This is a genomic window from Aeromonas sp. 600774 (assembly GCF_049175075.1).
Taxonomy (GTDB): Bacteria; Pseudomonadota; Gammaproteobacteria; order Enterobacterales; family Aeromonadaceae; genus Aeromonas; species Aeromonas veronii_A.
Map to the genome: position 1 here is coordinate 137,114 of NZ_JAAKUJ010000011.1, position 18,997 is coordinate 156,110.

The following is an 18,997-nucleotide window of genomic DNA, read 5'->3' on the forward strand; positions in this document are numbered from 1 at the left end:
TTCCGAACCCGACTCACATCGGGGGTGGCAAGGGAGGCGATTTTGCAGTTGTGGACAATTTAGTCAACCCGATAAGATGAGAATAGATATCAAATAGGTGAGTGGAACAATCTTTATGCACAAAGATGACCACAAAAAACACTATTAACAAAAAGATGAAAAGAGCGGGGCTCAAGGAGTCCACTATCTTGTAGCCTGCAATTCATATTCATGTTCATACGAATACATATTTGATGGATAAAATATGGTTTCAATCGACAAAGCGACAATTTATGTCGCGAACTTCCCCATAAAACGATAGCGCCTACCACGCTTGCGACAATAAACAGCCATACACAGCACTGCTCCCGCCCTCGATGCGGGAGCTGTGTATATTACGCGACAGGCGCTTATTGGTAATGGTTGACGATCCATGCCTCGAAGTCGGCCAACATGCGAGTTTCCGACTCGCTGTTGTCGGCGATAAGCTCTGCGCCGTGGACCACCCGGATATGGGCATCGAGCGGGGTGCCCTCACCAGCCGCAGGGCGTTGCTGGGCCGCGGCCATGCAGGCTTGCGCCTGTTGCCACGCTTCAGCAGCACTCATGTTGCATGCCTCAGCCAGCGGTACCGCGCTGAACCCCTCGCCGGTCAGACTGCGCAACGTCTCATCGTGAGTCATGCCGTTGCCCGGTCCCCAGTAATGGGCGGCCAGATCCGGTCCGATACGCGGGTTGTCAGTGAGGTAGCCATCACGCTTGAGGAAGTAAGCACGGGTCTGCTCCACTGCCATCAGTGCCAACAGGTATCCGTGATAGGCACAGGCCGACTCCTGATTCAGGAGGTGCGGGATGGCCAGCAACGGGCGCGGGCTCGCCACCCCGACAATCTTGCGCTCCCACTGGCGGGCCAGCGCCAGCACGGCATCCGTAGTTCGTTCGGCATCATCCATGGCGTAGAGATCCCGCTCGAAGTAGGCCACCAGCGCAATCTGGCGCTCGTTGAAAGCGCGAAACGGCTGGCGTGCAGCGATCATCTCCTTGATAAGCGCGTCGGGGATCGCCTCTCCCTCAGTATTTCTGGCGTAACGTTTCAGCCAGTCGGCATCGTCCAGCAGGCTGTCGCAGAACATCGACTGGGTCTCGGCATAGGCCATGGAAGTGGGCGGAAACTCCTGTGAGAAGCAGGGCGCGTTGCCGGTGACATTGGCAAAGTGCGCGGCGTGGCCCCCCTCGTGGAACAGGGTGTTGAGGCCGCTCCAGCCGCTGCCCACCTGCGCCGGATCAGCCAGGCTGGTGAAGTTGACCACCGCCGGCACCCACTCCCCCTGCTGGAAGAAGCTCGGCACCGGGCCGTGGCAGAAGCCGTTCTCGTATTTCCCCTCACGGGTCAACAAATCCAGCGTCAGGGTCGCCCCACGATACTGGATGCCGAGACGACGGAAGCTCTGGACCCAATCCTTCAGCGCCCGCGAGAAGGGCACATAAGGATCGAGCTGGCGGGTTACATCACCACTGATGGCGTAGCGCAGGTTATGGGGCAGCAGGGCCGCCTCCCCCTTGGCCGCTTTCAGCTCGGCAAGGCTTTTCTGCAGCCGGGCGTCGGTGCGAGCAATAAAGTCATCGAGGATGACGAACAGCTGATCCGGGCTCATCTGTTCGTTCTTGCGCACCTTGTAGTCGAAGTAATTGCGATAGCCCATGGCGCGGGCAAAGCGGTTACGGATCGCCACTACCTCGAGAAAACCGTTGCTGACCACCCACTGCTCCAGGGTATAGAACATGGCGAGTGCGCTTTGGCGCACAGCCTCGCTCGGGCTGGCTGCAAGGGAGGTGCTGGCGGCGGGCAGGCTACCCGCGACCCGTTGGCCCTGCTCATCCAGCAGTGTCAGTTTCAGCTCGCGGCGGCGGGCAAACAGCTCAGCTTCGGCGGCCACCAGCTCATCCATCAGGGCGGCAGCGGTGGGATCTTCAATCACATTGCACTCGAAGAAGGCGAGCCAGCCCCGCAGGCCGCGTTTGAGATCATCCTCTTCGGCCTGCGCCAGCATCTCCCGCAACGCGGGCAGGCGGGCAGGATTGGCACAAAAAGCCTTGTAGGCTTGCTCGGCCGCGGTAAAACCGGCCTGATCGTCGCTGGTGCCCATATAAGTGGACCAGAAAAGATCCTCTTTGCACCTGTGTACCTGCAGATAATCGGCGTTGAGTTGGTTGAAGTAATTCCTGGCAATGGAACTCATAAATTCCCTCTTGTGATGGGGTCACCCGCAGCGGGGCCCACTCCTTTTTTTAGTGAAATGCCAAATGATTCACACTCTTTGGCAAAAATTGCGCAGGGATGCGCATGAACACGCTACCAAAAAATGGGGAGCGCTGTCTGCTGGCTATACTGTTGTTCAAACGCTCATCAGAAACGGTCGGCAAACGGCTGAAAGTAAATGAGTTGTTAACTTTGACGAACTGGCTGCAGCGGTACAGAGCCACCATAAAACGGGATAACGAGGGTTTAATCATGTTCAAGCTCGGTGATATCACCGTGAGCCGCAAATTGATCTTGCTGCTCACGTTGGCGTTTGTCGGTTTTGTCTCGCTGCTGCTCATCTCGGCCAATGCGCTCCAGCGAAATCTGATGAGCGAGCGAGAGGCACGGCTCAATGCCGTGCTGGACCAGGCCATGAGCCAGATCCAGTTTCTGGCCAGCACCCTGCCCATGGAACAGGCCCAGCAGGAGGCGCGTAAACTGCTGACCAACACCCGCTTTGATGGCAACAACTACCTGTTTGTCATCGACGAGAACCGCACTATGGTAGTTCACCCCATCCGCCCCGAACTGATCGGTCAGAAAATGGGCGAAGGGGGCGCTGCCACCGCCGGGCAGTTCTGGTATCAGATGGTGGATATCGCCAAGGGGGGCAAGCATGGGACCCTGCAATATGTCTGGACTGGCCCGTCGGGCGAAACCGCTGACAAACTCTCCATGGTCTCCGGCTATCAACCCTGGGGCTGGATCCTCGGCTCCGGCATGCTGCTGCAAGATATTCAGCAGACCATCTGGGCCCAGTACATGAAGATGGGTACCGCCACCGCCATCGTGATCCTGCTGATGGGGCTGCTGGGCTGGCGCATCACCCGCTCCATCGTCTCCCCCCTCAGCCAGATCAACCACGCCATGCAACGGGTCGCCAAGGGGGATTTGGTGGTGAGCATCCCGGTACAGGGCAAGGATGAGCTGGGTGTTGTTGCCCGTTGCACCAACCAGAGTCTTGACGCCATCCGCCACGCCCTGCTGGAGGCAAGCCAGGGGGCTCGCAATGTGGCGGATGCCGCCTTGCGCATCGCCGCTTCTGCCGAGCAGACCAATCAGGCGGTCACCAGCCAGCGGGATCAACTGGCCCAGCTCGCCACCGCCATGAACGAGATGAGCGCCACCATCTCTGATGTGGCCGGGCACGCCGAAAATACCGCGCGGGATACCCAGGAAGCGACAGGTGAAGCCGGGCTAGGCAACCGTGATGTTCACGCCAGTGTGCATGGCATCAAGGCGTTGGCAACCGAAGTGGAGCAGGCCACTCTGCAGGTCAACCAGCTCAAAGAGGGGGTGATGCAGATCAGTGAAGTGACCGCCGTTATCAGCTCAATCTCGGATCAGACCAATCTGCTGGCGCTCAACGCCGCCATAGAAGCAGCCCGTGCAGGGGAGCAGGGACGTGGCTTTGCCGTGGTCGCCGACGAAGTGCGCCAGCTGGCCAGTCGTACCCGCCAATCCACCGAAGAGATCCAGAGCACCATCGCCCAGCTGCAGCAACGGGCCGTCACTGCAGCCAATGCCATGGATGCCAGCCGAAAACTGGCTGAAAGCAGCGTAAACCAGTCACAACAAGCGGGTCAGGATCTCACCCTGATCGTCAACCATATCCAGCATGTAAGCGACATGGCGACCCAGATTGCCACCGCTGCAGAGCAACAGAGCATGGTGGCCGAGGATATGAACCGCAACGTCAGCGGCATCAACGACTCGGCGCTGGAGATGTCCCAGTCCGCCTCGCAACTGGCGCAGGAGAGCGAGCTGCTGGCCGGCCTCTCCCGCAGCCTGGATGAGCGGCTTGCGGTGTTCAAACTGGGCAAGGAGTCCTCCACTGCGCCAATGATAGCTCCCGTATCTCCCCCCTCAGGAGAACAGCGCGCCCGTCATTGATGGCGTCAATCCGTGTCGCATTGTCACCCGGCCTGCCAGCTCGGCTGGCAGGTTTTTTTACGCCTAAAAACGCGCAGCAAGCATGCATCTTATCGGCATATTCAACGGTATTCGACGCCATTCATAAACAAGAGAACAATTTAAAAACAGCCAGTTAGGATGATTTTCGCGCCATTGAATGACGTATTTAAACATGTGACTTCAAATAATTAATCAATGCGGGGCACAATGCTGATGGCCGAACATTTGGCCCATCACTAACCATCTAGTCATTTGGCAAACTGACCGAAAGGTCGGGACGCAAAGCCTCCGGTCTACAGACGTTTTGTCCAGGATAGCGGGGTTGCCACACGCAAGTGTGCATCGGGGAACTCCCCGGCCAACTGACTGCCCACATCTATCGAACAGAGGAATGTATGGCAGCAAAAATCCAACTCAATCACATCGCGGCGGTGCTGGCCCTGCTGGCCAGCGGCAGCGCCCTGGCTCATGGCTACATCAGCCAGCCCGAGAGCCGCAACTACCTGTGCAAAACCGGCGGCAACAGCCAGTGTGGAGGCGTACAGTGGGAACCCCAGAGCGTGGAGGGGCCATCAGGCTTCCCGCAAACCGGCCCGCAGGATGGTCAAATCGCCTCGGCGGGCAGCCCGCGCTGGAGCGAGCTGAACATCCAGACCAGCGACCGCTGGACCAAGCGTGAAGTACAGCCCGGACCCTTCGCCATCAGCTGGACCTTCACTGCCAACCACGTCACCCGCAACTGGCGCTACTACCTCACCAAGCAGGACTGGAACCCCAACCAGCCGCTCACCCGCGCCTCGTTCGACCTGACCCCCTTCTGCGTCATCGACGGCAACATGGTGCAGCCGCCCAAGCAGGTGACCCACAACTGTGTCCTGCCGGAGCGCACCGGTTATCAAGTGATCCTCGGCGTGTGGGAAGTGGGCGACACCAGCAACAGCTTTTACAACATCATCGATGCCAAGTTCAAAGATGGTAGTCAGCCGCCGCTGGAGTGGAGCCAGGCAGGCACCATCTACCCCTCCATCGACCTCGCAGTGGGTGACAAGGCGATGACCCGGATATTCGATGCCAACGGCGAGCGCCCCGATCTGCAGACCGTGCTGACCATCACCAATGCCGAGCAGGGCCAGAAGAACAACTGGGCCCATGCCCTCGCCAGCAAGATAAACGCCGAGCAGAGCCTGATCCGCGCAGGTCAGCAAGGAGCCGATGGCCAGTTCAATCCGGTCTACGGTATGAACCCCGTCTATCTAAAGCGAAACAGCAAGCTGGAACGAGTCGAGATTGACCTGCAACAGCTGCAACCGCCAGTGGTGGACAGCATCAGCGTCAGCGGTCTGGCCAGCGACTATGTACTGGACAACGGCAAGGCAACCCTCGATTTCACCGTCACCGCACAGGGCGATCTGGCCGTCACCAACACCCTCTATGACCACGGCGGCGTCGCCAAGGGTGAAAGCAGTGCCGACATCAAGGACAGCAGCCACACCTTTACCATGGCGCTGGAAGGGCTCAAGGCAGGTCACCACCAGCTGGTGATTAAGGCCACCCCGAAAGCGGGCGGCGAGACCATCCAGCAGACCATGGATCTGATGTTCAAGGAGCAGAGCAGCGGCGAATACGACTTCGTCTTCCCGAACTCGCTCAAATCCTATGCCGCCGGCACCAAGGTGCAGCAGCCGAAAAATGGCAAGGTCTATCAGTGCAAGCCCTTCCCCTACAGCGGCTACTGCCAGCAGTGGACCACCACTGCCACCCAGTACGAGCCGGGTATCGGCTCCCACTGGCAAATGGCGTGGGATGAAGTGCACTAACCCACGCTTGGCCACATAAAAAAGGGCGTCCTCTCTAGCAGGGGACGCCCGGAAAAATCAAACCTTGCGGTTTGCATACCAACGGAACCAAGACCTCACTCTTCACTTACTTCACACACTCTTCAAAACAGGGTTTGTCCATTAACCCTGCCATTTTCCTCCTTCGACAATCACATCATTCGGGTCGGTATCAGGGCTCAGCTTGTCACGCACATACTGGTCATAGAGTTTCAGCAGGTACTTCTCTTCCCCCAGCTTGGCGAGACGGTCGTTGACCCAGTCACGCAGCTCGATATTGCCCTTCTTCACCGCCGGGGCGATGGGATCTTCCGAGCCCAGTTTTTCGGGCAATACCCGATAGCCCGGGTTCTCCTTGGCCCAGCTGAACAGCACCAGGTTGTCCTGGGCATAGGCGTCGCCACGGCCCTGCGCCAGCGCCTGCAAGGATTCGGTGTTCTTCTCGAACTTGAGCACCTTCCACTCCGGATGGTTGCGGGTCAGCCAGATGTCGGCCGTAGTGCCGGTGGTCACGATCAGGGTCTTGCTGGCCAGATCATCGAGCTTCTTGGCTGAGCTCCCTTCCGGCACCAGCACCTGTACCGCCACTCGCAGGTTCGGGTTGGTGAAATCCACCACCTCGCGCCGCTCCGGGGTCACTGTCATATTGGCGAGGATCAGATCCACCTTGTCGCTCTGCAGGAAGGGGATGCGGCTGGCTGGCTCCACCGCCACGAATTCGATCTTGTTCTCGTCCCCCAGCAGATCCTTGGCGAAGCGGCGGCCGAGATCGGTGTCAAAACCGACGTAGTTCCCCTTCTCGTCCACGTAGCCAAACGGCGGCTTGTCGGTGAATACGCCGACGATGAGCTTGTCCCGCGCCTTGATCTTGTCGAGAGAACCGTCCGCCGCATGGGCAGCGCCGCTGGCGATACCCAGTCCCAATAAGGCACTAAGCAGAACCGAGGTGATTTTTTTCATGCTGACTCCTTTCGTTTGATGACATTTGTATAAGAAAACTTGGCGAGGAACTGGCGCGCACGCTGGCTCCTGGGATTGTCGAAAAATTGGTGGGGGGCGGCCTGCTCCAGAATGTGGCCGCCATCCATGAAGACGATGCGATCCGCCACCGCCCGGGCGAAGGCCAGTTCGTGGGTGACGATAAGCAGGGTCATGCCGCTGCCGGCGAGATCGCGGATCACCTCCAGCACCTCCTGCACCATCTCGGGGTCGAGGGCGGCGGTTACCTCGTCAAACAGCATCACCTGCGGGTTCATGCACAGCGCCCGCACGATGGCGATGCGCTGCTGCTGGCCGCCGGAGAGCTGGCGCGGATAGTCGTGGCGCCGCTCCCACAGGCCGATGCGGGTCAGCAGCTGCTCGGCTTGCAGCAGCGCCTCTGCCCGCACCCGCTTTTGCACCTGCAGGGGGCCAAGCAGCACGTTCTCCAGCACCGTCAGGTTGGGGAAGAGGTGATAGCTCTGGAACACCATGCCGATCCGCTGGCGCACTCGTTGCCAGTCGGTGGCACCATCCAGCAACACACCATCGAAGCGGATCTCGCCCCCCTGAATGGGCTCGAGCCCGTTGAGAGTGCGCAGCAATGTGCTCTTGCCGCAGCCGCTCGGCCCCAGAATGACGATCACCTCCCCGGCGCGCACGCTGAGGCTGATCCGATCCAGCACCAGATTCGGGCCGAACTGTTTACTGACAGAACCGAGTTCAAGCAGAGGTGTCATACCGCATTACCCCATTGTTGCTCCAGCCAGCGCGAGGCGAGCGAGAACGGATAGCAGACCAGAAAAAAGAACAGAAACAACAGACCGTAAATAAGCAGCGAGCCATAGGTGCGCTCGATGATCTGCTGGCCCACCTTGATCACTTCCACCACCCCGATCAGCACCGCCAGCGAACTGGTCTTGATGATGCGGGTGTAGATGTTGATGGTCGGCGGCGTCAGCCGCTGCAACGCCTGCGGCAGCAACACATGGCGATAGAGCTGCCAGGTCGAGAGCCCGAGCGCCAACCCGGCCTCCTGCTGACCACGGGCGAGGGAGTTGAGGCCACCACGCACCACCTCCCCCACCTCGCTGGCGCCCCAGATGGCGAGTACCAGCACGGCGCACCAGAAGGCCGGAATATCGAGGCCGAAAAAGATCGGAAACCCGAAGAAAAAGAGATAGAGCCACACCAGCACCGGCACCACCCGAAACAGCTCGAGATAAAGCCGCAGCAACCCCCGCACCAACCGGCCGCCCTGTTGTGCCAACACGCCGTAAGCGACACCGTCGAGGGTGGCAAACAGGATGGCCAGCAGCGAGATGGCGAGGGTCTGACCCGCACCCACCGCCAGCAGTGGCAACGCCTGCGTCAGCTGCTCAGTAACGGAATTGACCATATTGAGCCCTCCTTTCCTGCGCCTCGGTGGCGAATGACTGCGGCAGCTGGAAGATAAGTGCCCACATCGGGATCCTCGCCTGCATTAGCGATTCAGTGACCGAACTGACCATGTTGCAGCCTCCTTTCAACGACTCGCAGAGCGAGGGAGAGCGGCAGAAAGATCAGCACGCACATCAAGGTCAGCACCGCCAGCATCTCGTAGGTCTTGTAGTAGAGGGCGATGTAATTCTTGGTGGTGTAGAGCAGCTCTGGCACCGCCACCGCCGAGGCCACCGTCGTCTCCTTGAGCAGAAAGATGAAGTTGGCAAACAGCGAGGGCAGAGTGGCGAGCCAGGCTTGGGGCAGCTGCACGTGGCTCAGCAGCTGCCAGCGGGAGAGACCGATGGCCCGGCCAGCCTCCAGCTGACTGGCGGGCACCGCCTGAATGCCTGCACGCAGCGCCTCGGTCAGATAACCACCGCCGAGGAAGGTCATGGCAATCACCGCAGTGGTAAAACCCGACAGCGACAAACCGAGCGCAGGCAGCCCGAAATAGAGGAAGAAGAGCTGGATAAGCAGCGGCGTGTTGCGAGCCAGCTCGACATATCCGCAGATCAGAGCGCTGAGCGGCCGCTTGTGCAGGCTCAACAGGGCGACGTTGAGCAGGGCGACCGCCAGCGAAGTGAGGATCACTATGGCTCCCAGTTGCAAGGTGACCCAGACCGCCTTGCCGAAGGCGGGCAGCGTCGTGAGGATGAAGGGCAGATCCAGATTCATGCCGGGATCCTCCCGTCACGCTGCAGACGCTGGGGCAGCACAGTGATCGCATCCGGGTACTTGATGCCGGCACCGGTATTGAGCACGACAACCTGCTCCTGCTCCCGGATCCAGCCCGCCTCGCGCAGTTGACGAGCGGCAGCAAACGCGGCGGCCCCTTCCGGGCAGACAAAGCTCCCTTCGCGAGAAGCAAGCAAGCGGATCTCGCTCTGGATGGCCTTGTCATCCACCGCGATGGCGCAACCCTCGGTGCGATAAAGGGCGTCCAGCACCAGAAAATCCCCCAGCGCCTTGGGTACATTGATGCCGAACGCCAGCGTTTGGGAGTCGGGCCAGAAGCTCGATTCGGTGGCTCTCTGTTGCCACGCCTCTACGATGGGCGCGCAACCGCTCGCCTGCACGGCCACCAGCCGGGGCAGGTCCCCCTTGACCCAGCCCAACTCCTGCAGCTCGCGCAGCCCCTTGTAGATACCGATAAGGCCGACCCCGCCACCGGTGGGATAAATGATCACATCCGGCAGGGTCCAGCCCAGCTGTTCGGCAATCTCCAGCCCCATGGTCTTCTTGCCCTCAATCCGGTAGGGCTCCTTCAGGGTTGAGGCATCAAACAGGGCGTGCTCCGCCACCGCCTGCGCCACCTGGCGACCGGCATCGCTGATCAGGCCATCCACCAGATAGAGACGGGAGCCGGCGAGGGAGGTCTCCAGTCGGGTGATGGCGGGGGCGGCCTGCGGCATAACGATGGTACTGCGCAGTCCGGCGCGGGCACCGTAGAGCGCCCATGCAGCCCCTGCGTTGCCGTTGGTCGGCATGGCGAAGTGAGTGACGCCGAGTTCACGCGCGCGGGAGATGCCCACCGCAGCACCACGAGCCTTGAAAGATCCGGTGGGGATGACGCTCTCATCCTTCATCCAGAGATCCGGAATACCGATCTGCTTGCCCAGCGTAGGCAGCCGTAGCAGTGGGGTGAATCCCTCCCCCAGCGTCACAACATGGGCGGGATCCCGTACCGGCAGCAACTCGTGATAACGCCACAGGCTGGCCGGGCGCCCCAGCAATGCCGCCGGGTGCCATGCTCGCTTCAGCGCATCGAGATCGTAGCTGGCCAGCAGTGGCGCACCTGCCCGGCTCAGTTGCCAGGGCTGGTCAGCCTCATGGATCTCGCCACTCTTGCTGCAACGCAGATGTGATAGGTAGCTATACGGCATGCTTTATCCTGAATGGATCGACTTTGGTCAGTCACTTATTCCATCCTGCAACCCAAGTACCGGATAACAAACAAAATTAACTGACAAACCTAAGTGAAAAAATTCATATGAAGCCGTCTGTTTTCGCTGGCAATCTCATCTGCCAGCAATAAGGAAGGGGAGCCATTGGCTCCCCTTCTGTCATCTCTTCCGATTCAAATCTGGAAGTCGAGGGCGGGCTCGCTGCCCATGGCGCGGGCCTGAATATCCGCCAGCGCCAGCTCGGGGTTGCAGAGCTGGATAAACTGCCAGGCAAAGTTGTGCTGGAACTGCCCCTGCTTGAGGCCAATCCAGGCGGTGTGGGGGGCAAACAGATGGCTGCCATCGAGCTGCACCAGCCCCTGATCGCGCTGGGTGTCGAACGCCATGTCGGCCAGTATGCCGACCCCCATCTCCAGCTCGACATAGGTCTTGATGACATCGGAGTCCTGCGCCGTCAGCAGGATCTGCGGCTCGATACCAGCCGCAGCAAAGGCTTCATCCACCCGCACCCGCCCGGTCAACCCGGCTTGATAGGTGACGATAGGCCAGTTGGCCAGCGCCGCCAGCGTCAGATCCCGCTCGCCTGCCAACGGATGTTGCTCGGGCACCACGATATTGTGGTGCCAGCGGTAGTAGGGGAATGCCACCACCCCTTCGCTCTTGTCGAGCTGCTCGCTGCTGATGCCGATATCCACCTCGCCGGTCTGCACCAGCCGCACTATCTCCTCCGGGCTGCCCTGACGCAGCTCCAGCTGTACCAGCGGAAACTGCTCGCGAAACGCCTTTACCACCCGCGGCAGGGCATAGCGGGCCTGGGTATGGGTGGTCGCCACCAGTAAACGTCCCGAGTCGCGGTTGGCGAAGGTGCTGGCCAGTTTGCGGATGTTGTTGGCGTCATTGAGAATGCGCTCGGCAATCACCAGCAGCTCCTTGCCAGGCTCGGTCATACCGAGCAGCCGCTTGCCGTAGCGGATAAAGAGCTCGATGCCGAGCTCCTCTTCCAGCTCGCGGATATGGCGACTCACCCCGGATTGCGATGTAAAAAGGGCGTTGGCCACCTCGGTCAGGTTGTAATCCCGCCGCGCTGCCTCCCGGATAATTCGTAACTGCTGAAAATTCACCTTGTCGCCTCCTGCGAAGAGTGGGTGACACAAGCTGGTCACCCCCTCATTATTGTTATTTGGCCGGATCATGCCCCGGCAGCGCGCCTGCCCCCAGGTAGCCATGCCACCCGCAACACAACATCAAATCTGGTAATCGGGATAGAACTGCGCCTGTCTGGCCACCAGCTTCACCCCCTGACCCGGGACAAACAGCTTGGCCGCCTCCTTGGTCAGCTCCGCCTCGTAGTGGGCCCCTTTGGTCTCTCCATCGCCACGCAGCTCCACCCTAATGCGTGGTCCCATGGGCAGCAGACGGGTAATGGTGGCGCGGATCCCGCCCGGTGCATCGGCTGGCAAGATCTCCAGCTCATGGGGACGGACATAGGCGATGGCGGCACTGCCGTGGGCCAGATGAGAAGCCGACGGCCCGCCGAGCAGCTGCTCACCGACACCGAATCCCTGCTCCGCCACCCGACCGCGGAACTGATTCACGCTGCCAAGGAAGCTGTGGACGAAGGAGCTGGCAGGCTGGTCATAGACCTCGGCCGGGGTGCCGATCTGCTCGACCCGTCCGGCGTTCATCAGTACCACCCGATCCGCAACCTCCAGCGCCTCCTCCTGATCGTGGGTGACGAAAAGACTGGTGACGTGCAGCTCGTCGTGCAGCTCGCGCAGCCAGCGACGCAGCTCCTTGCGCACCTGCGCATCGAGGGCACCGAAGGGCTCATCCAAGAGCAGTACCTTGGGCTGCACCGCCAGCGCGCGAGCCAGCGCGACCCGCTGACGCTGACCGCCGGAGAGCTGGGTCGGATAGCGCTCGGCCACATGGCTGAGCTGCACCAGATCCAGCAACTCCTTGACCCGGGCACGAATGGCCGCCTCGGCCGGGCGCTCGCTGCGCGGTTTGACTCTAAGGCCAAACGCTACGTTTTCGAACACCGTCATGTGGCGAAACAGGGCATAGTGCTGGAACACGAAGCCGACGTTGCGCTCGCGCACATGGAGATCCGAGGCATCCTCGCCACGGATGATGACGCTGCCACTGTCGGCCTGCTCCAGCCCGGCGATGATCCGCAGCAACGTGGTCTTGCCGCAACCGGAAGGGCCGAGCAGCGCCACCAGCTCACCGTCGTGAAAGTCAAGGTTGATGTCTGCCAGCGCCGCGTACTGATTGAAATGCTTGTTGAGTTGTTGAACCTGAATGCTCATGGCTGCCTCTTTAAAACGGTGATCAGTGAGATTTGGTGGGCTGGGCACGCAGCCGGGCCAACAGGGTTTCCCCCAGCAGGGTGAAGATCCCGAACAGAGCCAAAAGGCTTGCCACTGCAAAGGCGGCGCCGGTCTGGTACTCGTTGTAGAGGATCTCGATATGCAGCGGCAGGGTATTGGTCTGGCCGCGAATATGACCGGAAACTACCGACACTGCGCCAAACTCCCCAACCGCGCGGGCGGTACAGAGCAGCAGGCCGTACATCAGGCTCCAGCGAATGCCGGGCAGGGTGACGCGCCAGAACATCTGCAGACCGCTCGCCCCCAGCATGATGGCCGCCTCCTCCTCTTCCGGGCCGCGCGCCTCCATCTGGGGCAGCAGCTCGCGCACCACGAAGGGCACGGTAATGAAGGTGGTGGCCAGGATGATCCCCGGGGTGGCGAAGATGATCTTGATGTCGTGCTCGCTCAGCCAGTCACCAAACCAGCCGCGGCTGCCGAACATCAACACCAGCATCAGACCGGCGATCACCGGCGACACCGAGAAGGGCAGATCGATGATGGTGATGAGCAGCTGCCGACCGGGGAAGCGGAAGCGGGCGATGGCCCAGGCCGCAGCAATCCCGAACAGCAGATTGAGTGGAACCGCACAGAGGGTCACCAACGCGGTGAGACCGAGGGCGCTCAAGGCATCCGGCTCGCTGATGGCGTGCCAGAAAAAAGCCAGCCCCGGCGTCAGCGCCTGAATAAAGACGGTGGCCAACGGCAGCAGCAACAGGGCAGCAAACCAGCCCAAACCGACCGTGATCAGCAGCCACTTGACCCACTGGGGTTCACGGATCACGACCGGCGCCTTGCGAGCGGGGGTCGCCTCCACAGAGGCCGCCTCAATGGCGATAGCAGATGAACTCATATCCGGCTCCCTCCGATGCGAGACCAGCTCCAGGCCTGCAACTTGTTGATTAGCAGTAACAAAATGAATGAAATCAGCAGCATCACCACGGCGATGGCAGAGGCACCGGCATAGTCGTACTCCTCCAGATGGCTCATGATCATCAGCGGTGTGATTTCAGAGACCATCGGCAGGTTGCCGGCGATGAAGATGACGGAGCCGTACTCCCCCACTGCACGGGCAAACGCCAACGCAAAGCCGGTGAGCAGGGCCGGGATCAGGGTCGGCCAGAGCACGTGGATAAAGGTCTGCCAGCGATCGGCGCCGAGGCTGGCGGCGGCCTCCTCCTGCTCGCTCTCAGCCTCTCGCAGCACCGGCTGCAGGGTGCGCACCACAAAAGGCAACCCGATAAAGGTGAGGGCGATAACGACGCCGATGGGGTTGTAGGCGAGCTGGATGCCGAGCGGCGCCAGAAGCTGGCCGATCCAGCCGTTGGGGGCGAAAATGGCGCACAGGGCGATGCCGGAAACGGCGGTCGGCATGGCAAATGGCAGGTCGATCAACGCATCCACCAGTCGACGGCCGGGGAAGGTGTAGCGCACCAGGATCCAGGCCAGGATCAGGCCAAACAGGCTGTTGAGCAGCGCCGCGACAAAGGCCGCCCCGAAGCTCAGGCGAAAGGAGGCGAGCACCCGGGGTGAACCTATCACCTGCCAGAACTCGGCTGCCGTGAGGTTGTTCGCGGCAAACAGCACCAGCGCCGAGAGCGGCAACAGCACCAACAGGCCCAGATAGAACAGGCTGAACCCCAAGGTGGGACCAAAACCGGGCAGGACAGAATAAGAACCAAATCGCATAACACATCCATCTGTTATGAAGAATTTTCGATATGGTGATTCTGCGCACTCCCCTCATCGGCAACAAACATCAATTGCGACTTTGCTAATCACTTTTTTGTCTAACCGCAGAGTCACAAGGCTCTTGGCGCACTCCAAATAAAAAAAGGTCTTTTATATAAATAAAAGACCTAAGAAATGGAGCAATACGGAGCGGAGCATTCAAAGAACGGGGGCATGGAGTAGCCAGCGAACAGCGCGCCCGACAACCCTCCAACCACTTCACAGATACCTAGCGAAAGCCCAATACGACCGGCCGGGGCGATGCGGCCTTGACCGGTGCCACTACCAGCTCACCACGGCGGTAGAGTGCCCCCAGCAAATGCAGCCCCTGATGCCAATCCCCATGACCGGACTGGGCATTGATATGGCCCGCCTCACCGGCATCGAACAGCGGCACCTGCCACTGACGGCTCCAGTATTCGGCCCGTTCAAAGCTCATCCAGGGATCATTGCGGCTGGCCACCAGCTGGGCCGACACCTGCAGCGGCCCGGCCAAGGCCTCATCCGCAATGCCAAAACGGGCGGGATCGGCGGGCGCCACCAGAAAGATCGAGGCCACCTTCTCCGGCTGCAAGCGGGCCGCCGCGATGGCGGTCAGGGCGCCGAAAGAGTGGGCCACCAGATGGACCCGGCTGCGGCGACGTTTCAACTTGCTCGCCAGCTTGGCACTCCAGACCCTGAGGTCCGGCTTGTCCCACGGCAGCCCGGTCATCCGCTGCCATTGGGGAAAATGATCGTGCCAGCGGCTCTGCCAGTGATCCGGCCCACTGTTGTGCAGACCGGGAACCAGGAGGATCTTGTTCATCTTGGTGCTCCTATCGGCTGGCACAGGGGCCAGTTCAGTGATGGATAACGAAGCTATCAACGACCCTGCTGATAGATCTGGTCAAACAGACCGCCCTGGGCGAAGTGTTTCTTCTGGGCTTTCTCCCAATCCCCTTCCAGATCCTTGACGGTAAAGAAGGCAAGCTGCGGGAACTGGGTTGCCGTCTCCTTCAGGATCGCCGGGTTGCTGGGGCGATAGTGATGTTTGGCGACGATATGCTGCCCCTCGTCAGAGTAGAGATAATCGAGATAGGCCTTGGCCACCGCTTCGGTACCGTGCTTCTTGGCCACCTTGTCCACCACCGCGACCGGCGGCTCCGCCAGAATGGAGACCGAAGGCACCACCAGCTCGAACTTGTCACTGGCCCCCGCCTGACCAAGCACCAGCAGGGCTTCGTTCTCCCACGCCAGCAGCACGTCACCGAGACCGCGCTCGGTAAAGCTGGTGGTGGCACCGCGGGCGCCTGAGTCCAGCACCTTCACGTTCTTGAAGAGATCGCCGACAAACTGCTTGGCCCCCTCTTCACTGCCGCTCTTCTTCAGGGCATAGCCCCAGGCGGCCAGATAGTTCCAGCGTGCCCCGCCGGAGGTCTTGGGATTGGGAGTCACGATGGCGACATCCTTGCGCACCAGATCATCCCAATCCTTGATCTGCTTGGGATTGCCCTTGCGCACCAGGAAGACAATGGTGGAGGTATAGGGCGAGGCGTTGTTGCCGAGTCGGCTCTGCCAGTCGGCAGCGGTCAGCCCCGCCTTGGCGATGGCGTTGACATCGTAGGCCAGCGCCAGCGAGACCACGTCGGCCTCCAGTCCATCCACCACGGCGCGGGCCTGCTTGCCGGAGCCACCGTGAGACTGGCTCACCACCACGTCGTCGCCGGTTTTGGCCTTCCACTCCTTGGCAAAGGCGGCGTTGTACTCCTGAAACAGCTCGCGGGTCGGATCGTAAGAGACGTTGAGCAGGCGGATCTCGGCGGCATTGGCCTGACCAAATGCCAGCAGAGAGAGCAGGGTCAGGGCGGTCATTCGCAGTTTCATGGTGATTCTCCATATCTTGTTGGGTTGAGAACAGCATGCCGTGGAGTTGTTATGCCCAGAAGAAAGAAATAACTCTTTGCTTATCTCTTTTGCTCATATCAACTCAGCCACCCGCACCGGGAGCCGGACGCAGACTCTGTGAGCCATGCCCCTCTGGCCCCTTGCTCGCTGTGCCATCATGGGAACAAGGCAGGCAGATGACGAAAAGGAAGTCGTTATGTGGATCAATGCAGAACCGGTCAACGGAGCCCTGGTCTCGTTGGCCATCGGCCTTATCATCGGGCTGGAGCGGGGCTGGCAGGTGCGCCAACTGGGGGATAACCAGCGCATCGCCGGGATGCGTACCTACGGCCTTATCGGCCTGCTCGGCGGGGTGTGCGGTTTGCTGCTGCCCACCCTGGGCCCCTGGCTGCCGCTGCTCGGCCTGCTGGCGGTGGTGATCGGTTGCGGCCTCTCGGTCTGGCTGGCCCAGCGCTGGCAAGGGGAGTTCGGCCTCACCAGCTCGGTGGCCATGCTGCTCACCTATCTGCTGGGGCTGATGTCGGTGCTGCTGAGCCCGAGCGAGGCGGTGGCCTGCGCCGTGCTGGCGGCCCTGCTGATGGGGCTCAAGGGCAAGATCCAGCAGGGGATGCTGTTTCTCAGCGAAACCGAATTCCACGCCACCCTGCGCTTTCTGCTCATCTCGCTGGTACTGCTGCCGGTACTGCCCAACGAGGAGATGGGGCCCCTCGATGCCTTCAACCCCTTCAAGATCTGGCTGATGGTGGTGGTGATCGCCGGCATCTCGTTTTGTGGCCACTTCGCGGTGCGGCTGCTCGGTACTCGCGCCGGACTGGTGCTCACCAGCATACTGGCGGGATTGGCCTCCTCCACCGCCCTCACCCTACAGTTTGCCCGCCTCAACAAGGAACAAGGAGGGCTGGAGCGACTGCTGGCTACCGGCATCCTGCTGGCAGGGGCCACCATGTGGCTGCGGCTGCTGGTGCTGGTGCTGCTGATTCACAGCGAACTGGCGATGCGCCTCGCCGCCCCGCTCGTATTGCTGGCGGCCACCGTCTACGGCTTTGCCTTCTGGTTCTGGCGCCAGCGCGAGGAGCTGACAGACGGCCCGGTACAGCCGGAAACCAGCAACCCGCTCGATCTGGCCACCGCCATCAAGTTCGGCCTGCTGCTGGCGCTGATCGGCTTTATGGCAACTCTGCTGCAAGACAAGGTAGGCAACTCGGGGGTCTATCTGCTGGCGCTGGTGTCGGGGATCACCGACGTGGATGCCATCACCTTGTCGCTCTCCCAGCTCTCCCACAAGGAGCTGGCACTGGAGGTCGCCGCTCGCGGCATTCTGCTGGCCGGGCTGGTCAACTCGCTGGTGAAGGGGTTGCTGGCCCTCGGCATCGGCGGTCGCAGTCTGGGGCTGCGGGTGCTTCTCCCCTACTTCGTCTCGGCCCTGCTGATCCTGCCCCTCGTCTGGCCCGCAGGTTGACGGGGATCACCTGCAACAAGTGACAGACTGACGGCGCCCCAGACAGTCACGTATACTGCCCCCTCTTGCAGCATGAGGAGGTAGCAATGGCGAGCGACTGGGACAAGGTACTGGCAGGCGGGGCACTGGATAGCCAGAGCGAGGAGATAGCCAACGACCGGATCCGCGGTCAGGCGCTGCTGGCTCGGCTCAATGGTTCACCTGCAGGAGATGCCCCTCTGCGCCAGCAGATCTGCCACGAACTGTTTGGCCACTGCCCCGACTCCTGCTGGATCAGCACGCCCTTCACCTGCGAATTCGGCCGCAACATCCACATCGGCGAGAAGACCTTCTTCAACTTCAACGTCACCATTCTCGACGTGGGCGAAGTGCACATCGGCAGCCATGTGCTGCTGGCCCCCAACGTGCAGATCTACACCGCCACCCACACCATGAACTATCTGGAACGACGCAACTGGACCGCCTACAACAAGCCGGTGCGGATCGGTGACGACTGCTGGATTGGCGGCGGCGCCATCATCTGCCCCGGCGTTACCATAGGGCCGCGCTCCATCATTGGCGCAGGCGCCGTGGTGACCCGCGACATCCCTGCCGACTCGGTGGCGGTGGGCAATCCGGCCAAGGTGATCCGCACCCTCAAGCAGGACGAGGAGCGCTGCTGGGAGCTGGCCCAGTGATGGCGCTGGCACTGCTGCCACTGGGCGCCGCCCTCTGGCTCGGCCTCGGCGAGCAGCAGTGGTGGCCGCTGGCCGTGTTGCTCACCATGAGCCTGCTCACGGTGGCCGCCTACGCCTGGGACAAGCGGCAGGCGGTACGGGGTGAGTGGCGCATTCCCGAATCTAGGCTCCATCTGCTGGAGCTGTGCGGCGGCTGGCCGGGCGCTCTGGTGGCCCGCCAGTGGCTGCGTCACAAGACCCAGAAGCGCAGCTACCGGCTGGTCTTCTGGTTTATCGTGCTGCTGCACCTCACCCTGTGGGGACTCTGGCTTGGCCGCCCCCTCTGGCAGCAATAGCCACCCGGGTAACAAGGTGGTGGCTTGGCCGCCCGCTCCGGCAGCAATAGCCAACTGCATCACAAAGGCGAAACGGGCCCCATTGCGACCAATTGGCGGCTATGAGAAAACAGAACGGATCCCATCAGCGTTTTCGCCGTTTATA

Annotated in this window: 17 protein-coding genes and 1 riboswitch; of the genes, 5 read left to right on the forward strand and 12 right to left on the reverse strand. The window is 61.0% G+C overall.

From position 1 onward, the window contains the following. Nucleotides 1-389: 389 nt before the first annotated feature. The gene (locus tag G5171_RS13630) at nucleotides 390-2,219 is read right to left on the reverse strand and encodes a M3 family metallopeptidase (RefSeq protein WP_421260316.1); all 1,830 of its coding nucleotides are present in this window, start codon (nucleotides 2,217-2,219) and stop codon (nucleotides 390-392) included. A gap of 272 nt (nucleotides 2,220-2,491) precedes the next feature. Between G5171_RS13630 and G5171_RS13635 the strand changes: the two genes are divergently transcribed. Together G5171_RS13635 and gbpA are read left to right on the forward strand one after the other, a co-directional pair. Further along, nucleotides 2,492-4,174: a methyl-accepting chemotaxis protein gene (locus tag G5171_RS13635; protein ID WP_216979555.1), complete on the forward strand. Its 1,683-nt coding sequence runs from the start codon at nucleotides 2,492-2,494 to the stop codon at nucleotides 4,172-4,174. A gap of 265 nt (nucleotides 4,175-4,439) precedes the next feature. Further along, nucleotides 4,440-4,525, forward strand: a riboswitch (cyclic di-GMP riboswitch). Nucleotides 4,526-4,590: 65 nt separating this feature from the next. Further along, entirely contained in the window at nucleotides 4,591-6,012 is a 1,422-nt protein-coding gene (gene gbpA / locus G5171_RS13640) for an N-acetylglucosamine-binding protein GbpA (protein ID WP_421260317.1), read from the forward strand. A gap of 141 nt (nucleotides 6,013-6,153) precedes the next feature. Here the strand turns inward: gbpA and G5171_RS13645 are convergent, their stop codons facing one another. From G5171_RS13645 to G5171_RS13695, 11 genes are all read right to left on the reverse strand, one after another. Beyond that, nucleotides 6,154-6,990, reverse strand: coding sequence for a transporter substrate-binding domain-containing protein (locus G5171_RS13645; protein ID WP_075115973.1), 837 nt, complete (start codon nucleotides 6,988-6,990; stop codon nucleotides 6,154-6,156). Then, entirely contained in the window at nucleotides 6,987-7,748 is a 762-nt protein-coding gene (locus G5171_RS13650) for an amino acid ABC transporter ATP-binding protein (RefSeq protein WP_421260318.1), read from the reverse strand. The genes G5171_RS13645 and G5171_RS13650 overlap by 4 nt, the downstream gene beginning before the upstream one ends. Continuing rightward, nucleotides 7,745-8,407, reverse strand: a complete 663-nt coding sequence (locus G5171_RS13655) for an amino acid ABC transporter permease (protein WP_421260319.1) — start codon at nucleotides 8,405-8,407, stop codon at nucleotides 7,745-7,747. Before G5171_RS13655 ends, G5171_RS13650 begins: the two co-directional genes overlap by 4 nt. 92 nt (nucleotides 8,408-8,499) lie before the next feature. Continuing rightward, nucleotides 8,500-9,165: an amino acid ABC transporter permease gene (locus tag G5171_RS13660; protein ID WP_421260320.1), complete on the reverse strand. Its 666-nt coding sequence runs from the start codon at nucleotides 9,163-9,165 to the stop codon at nucleotides 8,500-8,502. After that, nucleotides 9,162-10,373 carry a threonine synthase gene (locus G5171_RS13665; RefSeq protein ID WP_421260321.1) on the reverse strand — a complete coding sequence of 404 codons (1,212 nt, stop codon included), beginning with the start codon at nucleotides 10,371-10,373 and terminating at the stop codon, nucleotides 9,162-9,164. The genes G5171_RS13660 and G5171_RS13665 overlap by 4 nt, the downstream gene beginning before the upstream one ends. A gap of 194 nt (nucleotides 10,374-10,567) precedes the next feature. Beyond that, nucleotides 10,568-11,515: an HTH-type transcriptional regulator Cbl gene (gene cbl, locus G5171_RS13670; RefSeq protein ID WP_040096707.1), complete on the reverse strand. Its 948-nt coding sequence runs from the start codon at nucleotides 11,513-11,515 to the stop codon at nucleotides 10,568-10,570. A gap of 123 nt (nucleotides 11,516-11,638) precedes the next feature. After that, entirely contained in the window at nucleotides 11,639-12,706 is a 1,068-nt protein-coding gene (locus tag G5171_RS13675; protein WP_108613814.1) for a sulfate/molybdate ABC transporter ATP-binding protein, read from the reverse strand. A gap of 22 nt (nucleotides 12,707-12,728) precedes the next feature. Beyond that, nucleotides 12,729-13,619, reverse strand: a complete 891-nt coding sequence (gene cysW / locus G5171_RS13680; protein WP_005343065.1) for a sulfate ABC transporter permease subunit CysW — start codon at nucleotides 13,617-13,619, stop codon at nucleotides 12,729-12,731. Next, the gene (cysT, locus tag G5171_RS13685; protein WP_421260322.1) at nucleotides 13,616-14,455 is read right to left on the reverse strand and encodes a sulfate ABC transporter permease subunit CysT; all 840 of its coding nucleotides are present in this window, start codon (nucleotides 14,453-14,455) and stop codon (nucleotides 13,616-13,618) included. The genes cysW and cysT overlap by 4 nt, the downstream gene beginning before the upstream one ends. A 271-nt stretch (nucleotides 14,456-14,726) precedes the next feature. Next, a complete protein-coding gene (locus G5171_RS13690; RefSeq protein WP_040067346.1) occupies nucleotides 14,727-15,302 on the reverse strand; it encodes an RBBP9/YdeN family alpha/beta hydrolase in 576 nt (191 codons plus the stop codon). 56 nt (nucleotides 15,303-15,358) lie between these two features. Continuing rightward, complete coding sequence (locus tag G5171_RS13695) at nucleotides 15,359-16,360, reverse strand: sulfate ABC transporter substrate-binding protein (protein WP_421230950.1); 1,002 nt, start codon at nucleotides 16,358-16,360, stop codon at nucleotides 15,359-15,361. A 217-nt stretch (nucleotides 16,361-16,577) separates the two neighbouring features. Between G5171_RS13695 and G5171_RS13700 the strand changes: the two genes are divergently transcribed. The 3 genes from G5171_RS13700 (at nucleotide 16,578) to G5171_RS13710 (ending at nucleotide 18,852) form a co-directional block, all read left to right on the forward strand. After that, entirely contained in the window at nucleotides 16,578-17,840 is a 1,263-nt protein-coding gene (locus tag G5171_RS13700) for an MgtC/SapB family protein (RefSeq protein WP_216979561.1), read from the forward strand. Nucleotides 17,841-17,926: 86 nt separating this feature from the next. Continuing rightward, the gene (locus G5171_RS13705) at nucleotides 17,927-18,517 is read left to right on the forward strand and encodes a sugar O-acetyltransferase (RefSeq protein ID WP_042053277.1); all 591 of its coding nucleotides are present in this window, start codon (nucleotides 17,927-17,929) and stop codon (nucleotides 18,515-18,517) included. Then, nucleotides 18,514-18,852 carry a DUF1294 domain-containing protein gene (locus tag G5171_RS13710; RefSeq protein ID WP_103251910.1) on the forward strand — a complete coding sequence of 113 codons (339 nt, stop codon included), beginning with the start codon at nucleotides 18,514-18,516 and terminating at the stop codon, nucleotides 18,850-18,852. The genes G5171_RS13705 and G5171_RS13710 overlap by 4 nt, the downstream gene beginning before the upstream one ends. The last annotated feature ends 145 nt before the right edge of the window (nucleotides 18,853-18,997 follow it).

What these genes read in the sequence shown, in the direction of transcription:
- G5171_RS13630 (WP_421260316.1), bottom strand. Translation starts at nt 2,219, where the DNA reads ATGAGTTCCATTGCCAGGAATTACTTCAACCAACTCAACGCCGATTAT.
- G5171_RS13635 (WP_216979555.1), top strand. Translation starts at nt 2,492, where the DNA reads ATGTTCAAGCTCGGTGATATCACCGTGAGCCGCAAATTGATCTTGCTG.
- gbpA (WP_421260317.1), top strand. Translation starts at nt 4,591, where the DNA reads ATGGCAGCAAAAATCCAACTCAATCACATCGCGGCGGTGCTGGCCCTG.
- G5171_RS13645 (WP_075115973.1), bottom strand. Translation starts at nt 6,990, where the DNA reads ATGAAAAAAATCACCTCGGTTCTGCTTAGTGCCTTATTGGGACTGGGT.
- G5171_RS13650 (WP_421260318.1), bottom strand. Translation starts at nt 7,748, where the DNA reads ATGACACCTCTGCTTGAACTCGGTTCTGTCAGTAAACAGTTCGGCCCG.
- G5171_RS13655 (WP_421260319.1), bottom strand. Translation starts at nt 8,407, where the DNA reads ATGGTCAATTCCGTTACTGAGCAGCTGACGCAGGCGTTGCCACTGCTG.
- G5171_RS13660 (WP_421260320.1), bottom strand. Translation starts at nt 9,165, where the DNA reads ATGAATCTGGATCTGCCCTTCATCCTCACGACGCTGCCCGCCTTCGGC.
- G5171_RS13665 (WP_421260321.1), bottom strand. Translation starts at nt 10,373, where the DNA reads ATGCCGTATAGCTACCTATCACATCTGCGTTGCAGCAAGAGTGGCGAG.
- G5171_RS13675 (WP_108613814.1), bottom strand. Translation starts at nt 12,706, where the DNA reads ATGAGCATTCAGGTTCAACAACTCAACAAGCATTTCAATCAGTACGCG.
- cysW (WP_005343065.1), bottom strand. Translation starts at nt 13,619, where the DNA reads ATGAGTTCATCTGCTATCGCCATTGAGGCGGCCTCTGTGGAGGCGACC.
- cysT (WP_421260322.1), bottom strand. Translation starts at nt 14,455, where the DNA reads ATGCGATTTGGTTCTTATTCTGTCCTGCCCGGTTTTGGTCCCACCTTG.
- G5171_RS13690 (WP_040067346.1), bottom strand. Translation starts at nt 15,302, where the DNA reads ATGAACAAGATCCTCCTGGTTCCCGGTCTGCACAACAGTGGGCCGGAT.
- G5171_RS13695 (WP_421230950.1), bottom strand. Translation starts at nt 16,360, where the DNA reads ATGAAACTGCGAATGACCGCCCTGACCCTGCTCTCTCTGCTGGCATTT.
- G5171_RS13700 (WP_216979561.1), top strand. Translation starts at nt 16,578, where the DNA reads ATGTGGATCAATGCAGAACCGGTCAACGGAGCCCTGGTCTCGTTGGCC.
- G5171_RS13705 (WP_042053277.1), top strand. Translation starts at nt 17,927, where the DNA reads ATGGCGAGCGACTGGGACAAGGTACTGGCAGGCGGGGCACTGGATAGC.